Source organism: Luteimonas padinae, assembly GCF_014652935.1.
GTDB lineage: Bacteria > Pseudomonadota > Gammaproteobacteria > Xanthomonadales > Xanthomonadaceae > Luteimonas > Luteimonas padinae.
In genome coordinates, this window is record NZ_BMZT01000003.1 from 218,259 (window position 1) to 231,797 (window position 13,539).

Below are 13,539 nucleotides of genomic sequence, written 5' to 3' on the forward strand. Positions count from 1 at the left end.
GGGTCAGTCATGGGTGACGCGCTTGCGGAGCAGCAGCGCACGCGCGCCGAGGCTGATGAGGAGCACGAAGGTGGTCAGCACCAGGGCGCCGGCCCAGGCCAGCTGCTGCCAGGTCTCGTACGGGCTGCCGGCGAACTGGTACATCACCACCGGCACGCTGGCCATCGGCTGCATGACGTTGCTGTTCCAGTACAGGTTGCCGAAGGCGGTGAACAGCAGCGGCGCGGTCTCGCCGCTGATGCGCGCCAGCGACAGCAGGATGCCGGTGACGATGCCCGCCGAGGCGCTGCGGTAGAGCACCTGCACGATCACCTTCCACTGCGGCACGCCCAGCGACAGCGCCGCCTCGCGCATCTGCGCCGGCACCAGCCGCAGCATCTCGTCGGTGGTGCGCAGCACCACCGGCAGCACGATGAAGGCCAGCGCCACCGCGCCGGCGAAGGCGGAGAAGCTGCCGCCGGTGTTCATCACCAGCAGGGTGTAGACGAACAGGCCGAGCACGATCGAGGGTGCCGACAGCAGGATGTCGTTGACGAAGCGCACGACCGTGGCCGCGCGGCTGGCCGCGCCGTACTCGGCCAGCCAGGTGCCCGCGGCCACGCCCAGCGGCGCGCCGATCACGATCGCCAGTCCACACATCACCGCCGAGCCGAACAGCGCGTTGCGCAGGCCGCCCTCGGCCATCGGCGGCGGGGTGTCGCGGGTGAAGAGCTCCCAGTTGATGCCGGTGATGCCCTTGGACACCAGGGTCCACAGGATCCAGCCCAGGAACAGCAGGCCGACGACCGCGGCCACGCAGGACAGCGACAACGCGACGACATTGGTGATGCGGCGGCGCAGGTACAGCCGCCCGGAGACCTCGGCGGACATCAGTTGCCCTCCCTGCGCGCCAGCCGCGCGAGCATCAGCCGCGCCAGCGCCAGCACCACGAAGGTCACGATGAAGAGGACGAAGCCCAGCAGCAGCAGCGCCGAGCGGTAGGTCTCGGTGGCCTCGCCGAAGTCGTTGGCGATCAGCGCGGCGATGGTGGTGCCGGGCTCGAGCAGCGAAGGCGTCAGGCGCACGCTGTTGCCGACCACGAAGGCCACGGCCATGGTCTCGCCCAGCGCGCGGCCGAGGCCGAGGAACACGCCGCCGATCACCGCCGAGCGGGTGTAGGGCAGCACGATGTCCCAGGACACCTCCCAGCGCGTGGAGCCCAGCGCGTAGGCGGACTCCTTCAGTCGCGTGGGCACCGTCAGGAACACCTCACGCATCACCGAAGTGATGAAGGGCACCACCATGATCGCCAGCACCAGGCCGGCGGTCAGCACGCCGATGCCCAGCGGCGGGCCCTGGAACAGGATGCCGAGGCCGGGAATGGTGCCCAGGTGCTCGTTGAGCCAGGGCGTCACGTGGCGGGTCATCACCGGCACCAGCACGAACAGGCCCCACATGCCGTAGATAATCGACGGGATGCCGGCCAGCAGCTCGATCGCCGCGCTCACCGGGCCGCGCATCCAGCGCGGCGCCACTTCGGTCAGGAACACCGCGATGCCGAAGCTCACCGGCACCGCGAGCAACATGGCGATGACGGCGGTGACCACGGTGCCGTAGATCGGCGCCAGCGCGCCGTAGCGGTTCTCCACCGGATTCCATTCCGCGGAGAAGAAGAACGACAGGCCCTGCGACTGCAGGGCTTCGCGGCCGCCCCAGAGCATCGAGAGCATGGCGCTGGCCAGGGCCAGCAGCACGAACACGACGGTGCCGAAGAGGGCGTAGCGGAACCAGCGGTCGGCGCGTGCGTCGCGGAGGTCGCGGCGGCCGGGCGCGGAGGCGGTCAGGGCGGTGGCGTTCATCGGTGTCCCGGGGGCTGGAGGATGCCCGCCGCGGGTGCGGCGGGCACGGTCGCCTTACTGGCCCTGCTGGAACTCGGCGGCCCAGTACGCCTCGATCTGCTGCACGAGCTCGGCGGGCAGCGGCACGTAGTGCAGCTCGCTGGCCTGGGCCTGGCCCTCTTCGAAGGCCCACTTGAAGAACTCCAGCGCGGCTTGGCTGCGCGACGGGTCCTTCGGCTGCTTCGGCATCAGCATGAAGTTGGTCGCGGTGATCGGCCAGGACTCCGCGCCCGGGGCGTTGGTGATGACGAGGTTGAAGTCGCTGGCCGAGGCCCAGTCCGCGGTGCGCGCGGCGGCGGCGAAGCTTTCGGCGCTGGGTTCGACGAAGTTGCCCTCGGCGTTCTGCAGCGACGCGTAGGGCATGGTGTTCTGCAGCGCATAGGCCAGCTCGACGTAGCCGATCGCGCCCTGGATCTGCTGCACGTAGGAGGCCACGCCCTCGTTGCCCTTGCCGCCGACGCCAAGCGGCCACGACACCGAGGTGCCTTCGCCGACCTGCGCCTTCCAGTCGGCGCTGACCTTGGACAGGTAGTTGGTGAAGTTGAAGCTGGTGCCCGAGCCGTCGGAGCGGTGGACGATGCTGATCTTGCCGTCGGGCAGGGCCAGGCCGGGGTTCAGGCCGGCGATCTCGGGCGCGTTCCAGGTCGTGACCTTGCCAAGGAAGATGTCGGCCAGCAGCGGGCCGGTGAGCTTCAGCGCACCGGGCGCCAGGCCGTCGATGTTCACCACCGGCACCACGCCGCCGATGGCCGAGGGGAACTGGCCGAGGTTGGCCTCGGCGAGCTCCTCGCTCGACAGCGGCTTGTCGCTGGAGCCGAAGTCGACCGTGCCGGCCTTGACCTGGGCGATGCCGCCGCCGGAGCCGATGGACTGGTAGTTGACCTGGCGGCCGGTGGCGGCGTTGTAGTCGGCCGACCACTTCGAGACCAGCGGGTAGATGAACGAGGCGCCCGCGCCGGACACCTGGGTGGCGACGCGCTCGCCCGCGGCATCCGCGCCGGCCGTGGCCGAAGGGTCGCCCGAGGGCTGGCAGGCCGCGACGAACAGCGCCGAGGCGAGGGCGAGCGAAGCGATTCGCAGCTTGGGGAAGGTGGTCATGGCGGATTCCGTTGTGGGCGAGGAGCCGTAAGCGGCTTGCGCACATTGGATGATGTTTTTATGACAGCTTCATGACGAGTCGTGTCACGCCTGGGCCGGGCGGCGGCGTGCGCGAAAAAGAACGGGCCCCGGAGGGCCCGCAAAATGAAGCGTTTACAGCCAGGAGACGAGGAGGATGACCTGGGGCCGCCGCGGGCCGGAACGCTCCCCGGCGGGCCTCGCGGAGCATTTCACGCTCTGGCGGTGACCCGATGATGTCGGTCCGGTGACGCCTGCATGACAGGCGGTCAGGGCTGCCCTCAGTAGCTCCGGCACTGCCGGAACCGCACCGGCCGGTCGCTGCCGGGCGGCGGCGTCAGCTGGATCCTGGAGGCGGCCAGGGCGGGGTAGCGTTCGACCAGCGGGCAGATCTTCGCCACGGGATCCTCGCGGGTGTCGGCGAGGATCACTTCCAGGGTGGAGGCGGTGGTCCACAGCGTGGTCGCCACCATCGGCAGGGTGGTGATCGCCGCCGCGAGCTCGCGGCGCTGCCGTTCCAGGGTGGCGGCATCCGGGTCGGCCACGGGCCCGGCGGTGGCGGTGTCGCCGCTGGCTCCGTCAACGGGCGCGCGGGCTGCGGTGGGGCCGGCTGCAGGGGGCCGGGTGTCCGCCGGGCCTGAACGGGAGGCGACGTCCGGCGTGGGCACCAGCGCGAACACGGCGACGCCCACGATCAGCGCCAGCAGCCATCCCGCCAGGCTGCGCTCGCGTGCGCGCCTGGCCGAGGCTTCGGTGATCGGATCCAGGACCGTCGCCGGCAGCAGCGGGCGCAGCTCGGGCCACAGGGTGGCCCCGTCGAGCAGCTCGATCGGCTGGCGGTGCGCGGCGCTGCGTGCTTCGCCGTCGATGCGTCCCTGGGTGACCAGCAGCCCGCCCGCGGCGCCGGCCAGCCGCATGGCCTCCAACAGCGCCGCCACCGCCGGCCGGCCGAGCACGAAGGAGCTGCCGTGCTTCGCCGACAGCAGCCAGTGTTCGCCATCGCGGACCAGGGTGTAGTCGTCGTCGCCGGCCGGGGCGTCGCGGTCGACCAGACGATGGTACCCGCGGCGGTCCAGGGCCTCGAGCACGAGGCGGATGAAGACGCGCCAGGACATCGCCGACAGCGCGGCGATCCCGGCCTCGGTGTCGTGCCGCCGCCGCAGCGGCCCGTGCGCGAACCAGGTCGTGATGCCTCCCACCGCCAGCGCGGCGGCGATCGCCAGCAGCCACTGCAGCATGCCGTACCCCTGTTCCCGGACCCTGCCGGGAATATAGACGCAAGACGCCGCCGCGCGCGCGGCGGACTCAGGCGAAGTGCTTGTCCAGCACCCGCCGGATCTCGGACTCGATCGGCCCCTGCATCGCCGACAGCAGGAAGCCCAGCTCGGCCTGCACGCGCACCGCGCCGGGCAGCAGCGCGATGCGGCCGTCGACGCCGGCGCGGCTGAAGTGCAGCGCATCGCCCTGCCACTGGCAGTCCACGCCGAAGCGCTCCACCAGCTTGTCGGCCACCTGCTGCACGGCCTCGCGTGCGCGGGGAGGGGGCAGCGCGTGGGCGTGCTGGATGTCGATGCCGGCCATGCTGGGTCCGCCAAAGGTGGGACTACATTCTGGAGCCGCGCAGGCGGCGATCCAAGGGGCCGTGCGTGATAGATTCCACCGCGCATGGATACCCTCAGGCTGCGCTTCGACTCCGCCGACGACGACCACCCGCTGTCCGTCGGCGTGCATGGCGTGGGTCGGCCGCACGACGGCGCCGGCCTCGCTCCGGTCGAATCGTCGCCGCTGGTGAACTTCTGCGTCGACCGTCGCGGCGTGTGGCTGACGGTGCCGGAGGGCACGCGCGGCGTGCACGTCAACGGCAGGCCGGTGCTGCGCATGGCGATGCTGCGCGTGGGCGATTCCGTCTTCGTCGATGGCAGCGGCATCCGCGTGGTCGCGTCGCGTCCGCCAACGCAGCCCGCAGGCGGCTTCGGCGACAGCACCGGCGAGTCCGGCGACGTGCGCATCGTGCTGCGCGGCGTCGGCGGCCGCTACCACGGCCGCTGCCTGACGCTCGAGCGGCCGCGCCTGGTCGGGCGCGCGCCCGAGGCCGACATCCGCATCGACGAACCCGCGTTCGCCGAGCGCCATGCGCGCCTGGAGCTGCTGCGCGGCGACGTCGTGCTGCGCGATCTCGGCTCCCCGGACGGCAGCCTGGTCAATGGCGAGCCGGTGCGCGATGCGGTGCTGCGGCCGGGCGACCAGGTCGTGTTCGACGCCCACCACCGGTTCGTGCTCGAGGCGCCGGTGGGGATCTTCGACCGGGCCGCGCGCGATGACGGCGACCCCGCTGAAGACACCGGGCCCGCGCGCGGCCGCAGCGTGATGCACCTGCCCTGGCTGGTGCTGGCCGCGGCCGTGCTGGCGGCACTGCTGGCGCTGCTACTGCTGTTCGGCACCGGCTGAGGCCGGCGCACGGTGACGTGCGCGCGGCTGGCGCCGTCGCATCAGCCGCCATCCCAGCATGGCGGCGAGGATCGCCGCGTACAGCAGCGGTTCGCGGACGTCGGACTTCACCACCCACCAGAAGTGCAGCACCGCCAGCACCGCGACGGCGTACACCAGGCGATGCAGCCGGCCCCAGTTCCGTCCCAGCCGCCGCATCCAGCCGCGGGTCGAGGTCACCGCCAGCGGCACCAGCAACAGCCAGGCGGCGAAGCCCACGGTGATGTAGGGCCGCTCGGCGATCTCCGCGAACACCTGGCTCCACCAGCCGCGCAGGTCGAGCACCAGCCATGCGCAGAAGTGCAGGCTGGCATAGGCGAAGGCCCAGAGCCCGAGCAGGCGGCGGAAGCGCAGCAGCAGCGGCTGCCCCAGCAGCTGGCGCAGCGGCGTGATCGCCAGCGTCACCAGCAGCAGGCGCAGCGCCCAGAGCCCGAGCTCGTGCTCGATGGCCGCGACCGGGTCCGCGCCCAGTGCGTCGATGTCGGCCCCGCCGCCGACCTGCCAGGCTTTCCAGCCCAGCAGCGCCAGCGGCAGCAGCGCCGCGGCGTGCACCATCGCCTTGGCCGCCACGATCGCGCCCCCGCCGGGCGTCGCGCGCTCAGTACCAGCGCGCAAGGTCCATGCCCTGGTACAGCGAGGCGACCTGGTCGGCATAGCCGTTGAACGGCCGGGTGGGGATGCGGTCGGCGAACAGCCGGTTGCCGTCGCCGGCAATGCGGCGTTCGGTGGCCTGGCTCCAGCGCGGATGGTCCACCGCCGGGTTCACGTTGGCGAAGAAGCCGTACTCGCGCGGCTGCATGTCGTTCCACGAGGTACGCGGCGCCTTGCGCAGGAAGTCGATGGCCACGATCGACTTGATGCCCTTGAAGCCGTATTTCCACGGCACCACCAGTCGCAGCGGCGCGCCGTTCTGCTGCGGCAGCGGCTTGCCGTACATGCCGGTCGCCAACAGCGCCAGGGGATGCATGGCCTCGTCGATGCGCAGGCCCTCGCGGTAGGGCCAGTCGAGGATCGGTGCGCGAATGCCCGGCATCTGGCGCGGGTCGGCCAGGGTGGTGAAGGCGACGAACTTCGCGTCCGCGGTCGGTTCGAAGCGCCTGAGCACCTTGCCCAGTGGCACGCCCAGCCAGGGGATCACCATCGACCAGCCTTCGACGCAGCGCATGCGGTAGACGCGCTCCTCCGGCACGAGGCCCTTGAGGAGGGTCTCCAGCGGCACGGTGCCGGGCTTTGCGCACTCGCCGCCGACGGCCACCGACCAGGGCGAGGTGACCAGCGTCTTGGCGGCGCGCGAGGGGTCGGCCTTGCCGCTGCCGAATTCGTAGAAGTTGTTGTACGAGGTCGCGTCCTCGTAGCGGGTCATCGGCTCGTCGGTGCCGAAGCCCCCCGCACGCCGGCTGGCCGCGGCGCGCGGGACGTCCACGGGCGGAGGCGGTTCGCCGCGGCAACCGGCGATGGTGAGGGCGGGGGCGAAGGCCAAGGCCTTCAGCAGGCGGCGGCGGTCGCGGTAGACGTCTTCGCCGGTGATCCCGGACGCCGGCACCGGCGGCAAGCGGCATCGGGCCATCGTGGATTCCTCGCGGGGGAGCGGGATTCCATCCTACGCGCGCGTCCGTGCATGCGCGGTGTTGCATTGCGGCATACTGGATCGCCCCATGACTCGAGGATCCGGGATGTCGCGCGCCTACAACTTCAGTCCCGGCCCCGCCATGCTGCCGGAATCCGTGCTGCTCGAAGCGCGGGGGACCCTGCTGGAGTACGGCGATGCCGGCGCCTCGATCGTGGAGATCAGCCACCGCGGGCCCGAATTCATGGACATCGCGGCCCGCGCCGAGGCCGACCTGCGCGAGCTGCTGTCGATCCCGGCCGACTACGCCGTGCTGTTCCTGCCCGGTGGCGCCACCACCCAGCAGGCGCTGCTGCCGCTGAACTTCGCGGCGCCGGGCCAGCGCGCCGACTACGTGCTGACCGGCCACTGGGGCGCGACCGCGACCCGCCAGGCCGCACCCTACGTCGACCTCAACGTCGCCGCCAGCGGCGAGGCCGACGGCTATCGCAGCATCCCGCCGGTGGACGCGTGGCAGCTGTCGGACGATGCGGCCTACGTCCACGTCACCGCCAACGAGACCATCCACGGCGTCGAGTTCCGGCCGGCCACACCCGGCGGCCACGCCTTCCCCGACACCGGCGACGTGCCGCTGTTCGCCGACTTCAGCTCCAGCATCGCCTCCGAACCGATCGACGTGTCGCGCTTCGGTGCCATCTACGCCGGCGCGCAGAAGAACCTGGGCCCGGTGGGCATCGGCGTGGTGATCGTGCGCCGCGACCTGCTGGAGCGCGCCGGCCAGCCGCGCGCCGACATCTTCGACTACCGCCTGCAGCTGGCGGCGGACTCGATGCTCAACACGCCGCCGACCTGGAACTGGTACGTCGCCGGCCTGACCTTCCGCTGGATGCTCGACGAGGGCGGGGTGGAGGAGTTCGCGCGCCGCAGCGACGCGAAGGCGGGGCTGCTGTATGCCGCCATCGACGGCTCCGGCGGCTTCTACCGCAACGGGGTCGACGTGGCCGCGCGCTCGCGCATGAACGTGCCGTTCTTCCTGCCCGATCCGGCGCTGGACGCGGCCTTCCTGGCCGGCGCGCGCGACGCCGGGCTGGTCGGCCTCAAGGGCCACCGCGTGACCGGCGGCATGCGCGCCTCGATCTACAACCCGATGCCGCTGGCCGGCGTGCAGGAGCTGGTCGACTACATGCGGGAGTTCCAGCGTCGCCATGGCTGAGCGCAAGCCCGCGAAGCCCGACCTCGCCGCGGTGCGAGCGCAGATCGACGGCATCGACCGCGAGATCCAGGCGCTGATCGCCGAGCGCGCGCTGTTCGCGCGCCAGGTCGGGCGCGCCAAGGGCAAGCTGGCCGCGGCCATCGACTACTATCGGCCCGAACGCGAGGCGCAGGTGCTGCGGCGCGTGGTCGACCGCAACGACGGTCCGCTGTCGGACGAGGTGCTGGTGCGCCTGTTCCGGGAGATCATGTCGGCCTGCCTGGCGCAGCAGGAGCCGCTGAAGGTCGGCTACCTCGGCCCCGAAGGCACCTTCTCGCAGCAGGCGGTGCACAAGCATTTCGGGCACTCCGCCCACGGCCTGCCGCTGGCCAGCGTGGAGGAGGTGTTCGACGAAGTGGCCTCCGGCGCCGCCGACTTCGGCGTGGTGCCGGTGGAGAATTCCAGCCAGGGCACCATCCAGTCCACGCTCGATCTGTTCCTGACCTCGCCGCTGATGATCTGCGGCGAAGTCGAGCTGCGCGTGCACCAGTACCTGATGTCGCGCACCGGCCGCATCGAGGACATCGAACGCATCTATTCGCACGGACTGTCGCTGGCCCAGTGCAAGAACTGGCTGCGCCAGCACCTGCCGCTGGCCGAGAAGCTGCCGGTGGCGAGCAATGCCGAGGGCGCCCGCCGCGCGCGCAACGCCGACGACGCGGCCGCCATCGCCGGTGAGAGCGCGGGCCGGGTCTACGGCCTGAAGGTGGTGGCCGGCCCGATCGAGGACCGCGGCGACAACACCACGCGCTTCCTGGTGATCGGCCGCGCCGCGTTCCCGCCGTCGGGCCATGACCGCACCTCGCTGCTGGTGTCGATCCACGACCAGCCCGGCGCTCTGTACCGGGTCCTCGAACCGCTGGCGCGGCACGGCATCAGCATGGACCGGATCGAGTCGCGGCCGGCGCACGGCGCGCTGTGGCAGTACGCGTTCTTCATCGAGGTGGCCGGGCACGTGGACGAGTCGCCGCTGAAGGACGCGCTGGCCGAGATCGACGCGTTCGCGGGCGATGTGCGGGTGCTGGGTTCGTATCCGGTGGCGGTGCCTTGAACGCCGGCGTGGGCGCAGCGTCGCCGCCATCGGCGCGGGAGGCCTGGCTGGCCTCGCCGGGTCGTGCGCTCTCGGGCGATTTCACGGTGCCCGGCGACAAGTCGATCTCGCACCGCGCGGTGATGTTCGCCGCGCTGGCCGACGGCCGCTCGCGCATCGACGGCTTCCTGGAAGGCGAGGACACGCGCGCGACCGCGGCGATCTTCGCGCGGATGGGCGTCGGCATCGAAGCGCCATCGCCGTCATGCCGCATCGTCCACGGCGTCGGCATCGACGGCCTGCGCGCGCCCGGCGGCGAGCTCGACTGCGGCAACTCGGGCACCGCGATGCGCCTGCTGGCCGGGCTGCTGGCGGGTCAGGCGTTCGACAGCGTGCTGGTGGGCGACGCGTCGCTGTCGAAGCGGCCGATGCTGCGGGTGATGGCACCGCTGCGCGACATGGGCGCGGCGGTCGGTTCGGATGACGGTGAGCGCCCGCCGCTGCGGATCACCGGCGGCCGGTCGCTGCGCGGCATCGCCTTCGATTCCCCGGTGGCCAGTGCCCAGGTGAAGTCCGCCGTGCTGCTGGCGGGGCTGTACGCGCAGGGCGAAACCGCGGTGCGCGAGCCGCGTCCCACGCGCGACTACACCGAGCGCATGCTGGCCGCGTTCGGCTGGCCGGTGGCGTTCGCGCCGGGCGAGGCGCGGCTGTCGGGCGGACACCGCCTGGCGGGGCGCGACATCGAGGTGCCCGGCGACTTCTCCTCGGCCGCGTTCTTCATCGTCGCCGCCAGCCTGGTGCCGGGCTCGGACCTGCTGCTGCGCTCGGTGGGGATCGATCCGCGCCGCACCGGGCTGCTGGAGGCGCTGCGAATGATGGGCGCCGACATCCGCGAGCTTGACCGCCGCGACGGCGTCTGCGGGCCGGTGGCGGACATCGCCGTGCGCCACGCGCCGCTGCGCGGGATCGACCTGCCCGAGGCCCTGGTCGCGGACATGATCGACGAGTTCCCCGCGTTCGCGGTGGCCGCGGCCTGCGCCAGCGGCACCACGCGCGTGACGGGAGCGGGAGAACTCCGGGTCAAGGAATCCGACCGGATCAGCGCGATGGCCACGGGGCTGGAGGCGCTGGGCGCGCGGGTGCGCGAGACCGCGGACGGCATGCTGATCGAAGGCGGCCGGCTGCGCGCCGGGCGCGTGGACAGCCTGGGCGACCATCGCATCGCGATGGCCTTCGCGGTGGCCGCGCAGCTGGCCGGGGGCGAGGTCGCGATCGACGATGTCGCCAACGTCGCGACCTCGTTCCCCGGCTTCGGGACGCTGGCCCGCGGCGCCGGCTTCGGGCTGCGTTCCGGCTAGCGCGAACGCTGCGCCTCAGCGGTCGATTCGGAACGTCACCGGGACCTGGACCTCGGCCTCGACCTGGCGGCCGCCGCGCACCGCCGGCTCGAACGTCCACTGGCGGACCGCATCCACCGCGGCCTGGTCGAGATCGCGGAAGCCGCTGCGGCGGACCACTTCGACCCGCGCGGGCCGGCCATCGGCCCCGACGGTGGCGCCGACCAGCACGGTGCCCTCCTCGCGCCTGCGATAGGCCTCGACGGGATAGTCGGGCTCGACCCGGGCCAGCGGAGTCGCTTCGCGGTCGGGACCCGCGGGCGCGGGCGCCGCCGGTGCGCGTTCGCGGTTGGCGCGCCGGGCATCGTCGGCCGCGCGCTCGCGCTCCGCGGCCGCATCCCGGCCATCGCCGATCGCGACGGGGGGCGGCGGTACGGTCTCGGGCGCGGGTGCGACGCCGGCGCGCTGGCTGTAGATGAACCAGCCGAAGGCAAGGAGCGCCAGCAGCAGCAGGATCCAGAGCAGCGGGGCCGCAGTTCTCTGCTCGGGGACGCCCTGCGGGGGTGGGGCCGGGGGCGGCGGCGGGAGGTCGGGCTTCGGATCCATGGCGCTCTCCTGGACTCTGCGTCGGTGCGCGGAGCCTTCCACAGCCATGGTTGACGGCGCGTGTGCGCCGCCGGGGACTCAGCGCGGGCTGCTGAACGCGATCGGGACGTTCACCACGCCGGAGACCGGCGCGCCGTCGCGCATCGCGGGCCGGAACCGCCAGCGGCGGGCCGCGGCCACGGCGGCGCGATCAAGGTCCCGCGAACCGCTGCTGGACGCCACGTCCACCTGCGACGGCACGCCGCGCGGGTCGACTTCGATGCGCAGCAGCACCTCGCCCGACTCGCCGCGGCGCAGCGCGCTGCGGGGGTAGCGGGGGCTTGGCGACTCGATGGGCACCGGCGAACTCGCCGACAGCTCGACCGGGGCGATCGCCGGAGGCGCGTCCGCGACACGCGCGTTGGCCACGGCCGGCTGGGCCGCAGGCTCTTCGATCCAGGCCTCGTCCATCGGCGCTTCGGGCATGCCGGGGGTGGCAGCGCTGCCGGAGGTGCTGGCGGTTCCGGAAGTCGGCGGGGCCGGCAGCGGCCGGAACACCGGGGCGGCGGCGGCGGGCGGCTGTTCGTCGGGACGGTAGGGGGTGCCGTCGCGCTGGCCCAGCCATAGTGCGAGGAAGACCAGCATGCCGGCGGCGAGTCCAGCGGCGACAAACCACCAGCCGCGGAGGGTCGGAAGGGGCAGGGACCTGCGCGGGGGCGTGTGGGACATGGGCGGCCTCGGATCGCGTTCGCCCGATTCTGCCACGCTGCCGCGGAGCAAAGCCCACGGCAACACGCGATAATGGCCGGCCCGACACTGCCGAAGCCACGCGATGCTCGATCCCACCCTGCTGCGCCAAGACCCCGCCGCTCTTGCCGGGCGCCTGCACGAGACCCGCGGCTTCGCGCTCGACGCCGACGCGATCGGACACCTGGAGTCGGAGCGCAAGGCGCTGCAGGTGCGCACCCAGGAGCTGCAGAACCTGCGCAACACCCGCAGCAAGGCGATCGGCCAGCTCATGGGCCAGGTGGCGCGGCTCAGGGCGGCCGGCGAGCAGGGGCAGGCCGATGCCAATCTTGCCGAGGTCGAGAGGATCAAGGCGGAAGTGGCGGGGTTCGGCGAGGAGCTTGAAACCTCGGAGGCTGAACTCGACCGCATCCGCGGCGAGCTGGAGGCGATCGCGCTGGGCCTGCCCAACCTGCCAGACGCCAGCGTGCCGGTCGGCGCGGACGAGTCCGGCAACGTCGAACAGCACCGCTGGGGCACGCCGCGCGAATTCGACTTCGAAGTGCGCGACCACGTCGATCTGGGCGCCCGCAACGGCTGGCTGGACGGCGAGGCCGCGGCCCGGCTGTCGGGCGCGCGCTTCACCGTGCTGCGCGGCCAGCTCGCGCGCCTGCACCGCGCGCTCGCGCAGTTCATGCTCGACCTGCACGTGGACGAGCACGGCTATGCCGAAACCAGCGTTCCGGTGCTGGTCAACGCCGGCGCGATGCGCGGCACCGGGCAGCTGCCGAAGTTCGAGGACGACCTGTTCTCGACCGTGGTCGGCGAGGGCGAGGCGGCGTCGAAGCGCTATCTCATCCCCACCGCCGAAGTGCCGCTGACCAACCTCGTCGCCGATTCGATCGTCGATGCGGAGCAGCTGCCGATGCGCATGGCGGCGCACTCGATGTGCTTCCGTGCCGAGGCCGGCGCCTACGGCCGCGACACCCGCGGCATGATCCGCCAGCACCAGTTCGAGAAGGTCGAGCTGGTCTCGGTGACGCGTCCCGAGGACAGCGACGCCGAGCACGAGCGCATGACGCGCTGTGCGGAAACCGTGCTCGAGCGGCTCGGCCTGCCGTACCGGCGCATGCTGCTGTGCACCGGCGACATGGGATTCGCCGCGCGCAAGACCTACGACCTCGAGGTCTGGCTGCCGTCGCAGCAGACGTACCGCGAGATCTCCTCGTGCTCCAACTGCGGCGACTTCCAGGCGCGCCGGATGCTGGCGCGCTGGCGCGGCGCGGCCGGCGGCAAACCCGAGCTGGTGCACACGCTCAACGGTTCCGGCGTCGCGGTGGGCCGTGCCCTGGTGGCGGTGATGGAGAACGGCCAGCAGGCCGACGGCTCGATCACCGTGCCCGAGGTGCTGCGGCCGTACATGGGAGGGCTGGCCGCGATTTCGTGACCTCGCGCGGCGCTCGGCGCCTGCCGTCCCCGGTGCGTGATAGGCGGCGTTGATCGGACCGATTTGGTCCACATTCGTTGCGTTATCGATCCGCCGGTGGTCAAATGGCACCCAA

Annotated in this window: 14 protein-coding genes; 5 read left to right on the forward strand and 9 right to left on the reverse strand. The window is 72.2% G+C overall.

Features of this window, described 5'->3' with window-relative positions; all coding sequences use genetic code 11:
- Positions 1-3: 3 nt before the first annotated feature.
- The 5 genes from pstA to IE168_RS04530 form a co-directional block, all read right to left on the reverse strand.
- On the reverse strand, positions 4-873 hold the full coding sequence (gene pstA / locus IE168_RS04510; protein WP_189495885.1) for a phosphate ABC transporter permease PstA: 870 nt from the start codon (positions 871-873) through the stop codon (positions 4-6).
- Positions 870-1,838 (reverse strand): phosphate ABC transporter permease subunit PstC, encoded by a 969-nt coding sequence (gene pstC, locus IE168_RS04515; protein WP_189495646.1) that lies wholly within the window; start codon positions 1,836-1,838, stop codon positions 870-872. Before pstC ends, pstA begins: the two co-directional genes overlap by 4 nt.
- Before the next feature lie 54 nt (positions 1,839-1,892).
- Complete coding sequence (pstS, locus tag IE168_RS04520; RefSeq protein WP_189495649.1) at positions 1,893-2,975, reverse strand: phosphate ABC transporter substrate-binding protein PstS; 1,083 nt, start codon at positions 2,973-2,975, stop codon at positions 1,893-1,895.
- Positions 2,976-3,274: 299 nt separating this feature from the next.
- A complete protein-coding gene (locus IE168_RS04525; protein WP_189495651.1) occupies positions 3,275-4,231 on the reverse strand; it encodes a restriction endonuclease in 957 nt (318 codons plus the stop codon).
- A gap of 67 nt (positions 4,232-4,298) precedes the next feature.
- Positions 4,299-4,574 (reverse strand): polyhydroxyalkanoic acid system family protein, encoded by a 276-nt coding sequence (locus tag IE168_RS04530; RefSeq protein ID WP_189495653.1) that lies wholly within the window; start codon positions 4,572-4,574, stop codon positions 4,299-4,301.
- Positions 4,575-4,658: 84 nt separating this feature from the next.
- Here IE168_RS04530 and IE168_RS04535 point away from each other — a divergent pair, with 84 nt between their 5' ends.
- Complete coding sequence (locus tag IE168_RS04535) at positions 4,659-5,441, forward strand: FHA domain-containing protein (protein WP_189495655.1); 783 nt, start codon at positions 4,659-4,661, stop codon at positions 5,439-5,441.
- Here the strand turns inward: IE168_RS04535 and IE168_RS04540 are convergent.
- Positions 5,418-6,035, reverse strand: coding sequence for a protein-methionine-sulfoxide reductase heme-binding subunit MsrQ (locus tag IE168_RS04540; protein WP_229823129.1), 618 nt, complete (start codon positions 6,033-6,035; stop codon positions 5,418-5,420). The two genes, IE168_RS04535 and IE168_RS04540, sit on opposite strands and share 24 nt — an antisense overlap.
- A 43-nt stretch (positions 6,036-6,078) precedes the next feature.
- Positions 6,079-7,047 carry a protein-methionine-sulfoxide reductase catalytic subunit MsrP gene (gene msrP, locus IE168_RS04545; protein WP_189495659.1) on the reverse strand — a complete coding sequence of 323 codons (969 nt, stop codon included), beginning with the start codon at positions 7,045-7,047 and terminating at the stop codon, positions 6,079-6,081.
- 106 nt (positions 7,048-7,153) lie between these two features.
- Here msrP and serC point away from each other — a divergent pair, with 106 nt between their 5' ends.
- Genes serC through aroA form a run of 3 tightly spaced genes read left to right on the forward strand, consistent with a single transcriptional unit; the run spans position 7,154 to position 10,687 of the window.
- Positions 7,154-8,260: a 3-phosphoserine/phosphohydroxythreonine transaminase gene (serC, locus tag IE168_RS04550; protein WP_189495887.1), complete on the forward strand. Its 1,107-nt coding sequence runs from the start codon at positions 7,154-7,156 to the stop codon at positions 8,258-8,260.
- Positions 8,253-9,350 (forward strand): prephenate dehydratase, encoded by a 1,098-nt coding sequence (gene pheA / locus IE168_RS04555; protein ID WP_189495661.1) that lies wholly within the window; start codon positions 8,253-8,255, stop codon positions 9,348-9,350. The genes serC and pheA overlap by 8 nt, the downstream gene beginning before the upstream one ends.
- A gap of 8 nt (positions 9,351-9,358) precedes the next feature.
- Positions 9,359-10,687 carry a 3-phosphoshikimate 1-carboxyvinyltransferase gene (aroA, locus tag IE168_RS04560; RefSeq protein ID WP_189495663.1) on the forward strand — a complete coding sequence of 443 codons (1,329 nt, stop codon included), beginning with the start codon at positions 9,359-9,361 and terminating at the stop codon, positions 10,685-10,687.
- 15 nt (positions 10,688-10,702) lie between these two features.
- Here aroA and IE168_RS04565 read toward each other — a convergent pair whose 3' ends face one another.
- Together IE168_RS04565 and IE168_RS04570 are read right to left on the reverse strand one after the other, a co-directional pair.
- Positions 10,703-11,272 (reverse strand): energy transducer TonB, encoded by a 570-nt coding sequence (locus tag IE168_RS04565; RefSeq protein WP_189495665.1) that lies wholly within the window; start codon positions 11,270-11,272, stop codon positions 10,703-10,705.
- Positions 11,273-11,350: 78 nt separating this feature from the next.
- Positions 11,351-11,896, reverse strand: a complete 546-nt coding sequence (locus IE168_RS04570) for an energy transducer TonB (RefSeq protein ID WP_189495667.1) — start codon at positions 11,894-11,896, stop codon at positions 11,351-11,353.
- Between the two features lie 187 nt (positions 11,897-12,083).
- Between IE168_RS04570 and serS the strand changes: the two genes are divergently transcribed.
- Positions 12,084-13,424, forward strand: a complete 1,341-nt coding sequence (gene serS, locus IE168_RS04575; protein WP_189495669.1) for a serine--tRNA ligase — start codon at positions 12,084-12,086, stop codon at positions 13,422-13,424.
- The last annotated feature ends 115 nt before the right edge of the window (positions 13,425-13,539 follow it).

Excerpts from the sequence above, each read along its gene's own strand:
- pstC (WP_189495646.1), bottom strand. The coding sequence starts at position 1,838 with ATGAACGCCACCGCCCTGACCGCCTCCGCGCCCGGCCGCCGCGACCTC.
- pstS (WP_189495649.1), bottom strand. The coding sequence starts at position 2,975 with ATGACCACCTTCCCCAAGCTGCGAATCGCTTCGCTCGCCCTCGCCTCG.
- IE168_RS04525 (WP_189495651.1), bottom strand. The coding sequence starts at position 4,231 with ATGCTGCAGTGGCTGCTGGCGATCGCCGCCGCGCTGGCGGTGGGAGGC.
- IE168_RS04530 (WP_189495653.1), bottom strand. The coding sequence starts at position 4,574 with ATGGCCGGCATCGACATCCAGCACGCCCACGCGCTGCCCCCTCCCCGC.
- IE168_RS04535 (WP_189495655.1), top strand. The coding sequence starts at position 4,659 with ATGGATACCCTCAGGCTGCGCTTCGACTCCGCCGACGACGACCACCCG.
- IE168_RS04540 (WP_229823129.1), bottom strand. The coding sequence starts at position 6,035 with ATGGTGCACGCCGCGGCGCTGCTGCCGCTGGCGCTGCTGGGCTGGAAA.
- msrP (WP_189495659.1), bottom strand. The coding sequence starts at position 7,047 with ATGGCCCGATGCCGCTTGCCGCCGGTGCCGGCGTCCGGGATCACCGGC.
- serC (WP_189495887.1), top strand. The coding sequence starts at position 7,154 with ATGTCGCGCGCCTACAACTTCAGTCCCGGCCCCGCCATGCTGCCGGAA.
- pheA (WP_189495661.1), top strand. The coding sequence starts at position 8,253 with ATGGCTGAGCGCAAGCCCGCGAAGCCCGACCTCGCCGCGGTGCGAGCG.
- IE168_RS04565 (WP_189495665.1), bottom strand. The coding sequence starts at position 11,272 with ATGGATCCGAAGCCCGACCTCCCGCCGCCGCCCCCGGCCCCACCCCCG.
- IE168_RS04570 (WP_189495667.1), bottom strand. The coding sequence starts at position 11,896 with ATGCTGGTCTTCCTCGCACTATGGCTGGGCCAGCGCGACGGCACCCCC.
- serS (WP_189495669.1), top strand. The coding sequence starts at position 12,084 with ATGCTCGATCCCACCCTGCTGCGCCAAGACCCCGCCGCTCTTGCCGGG.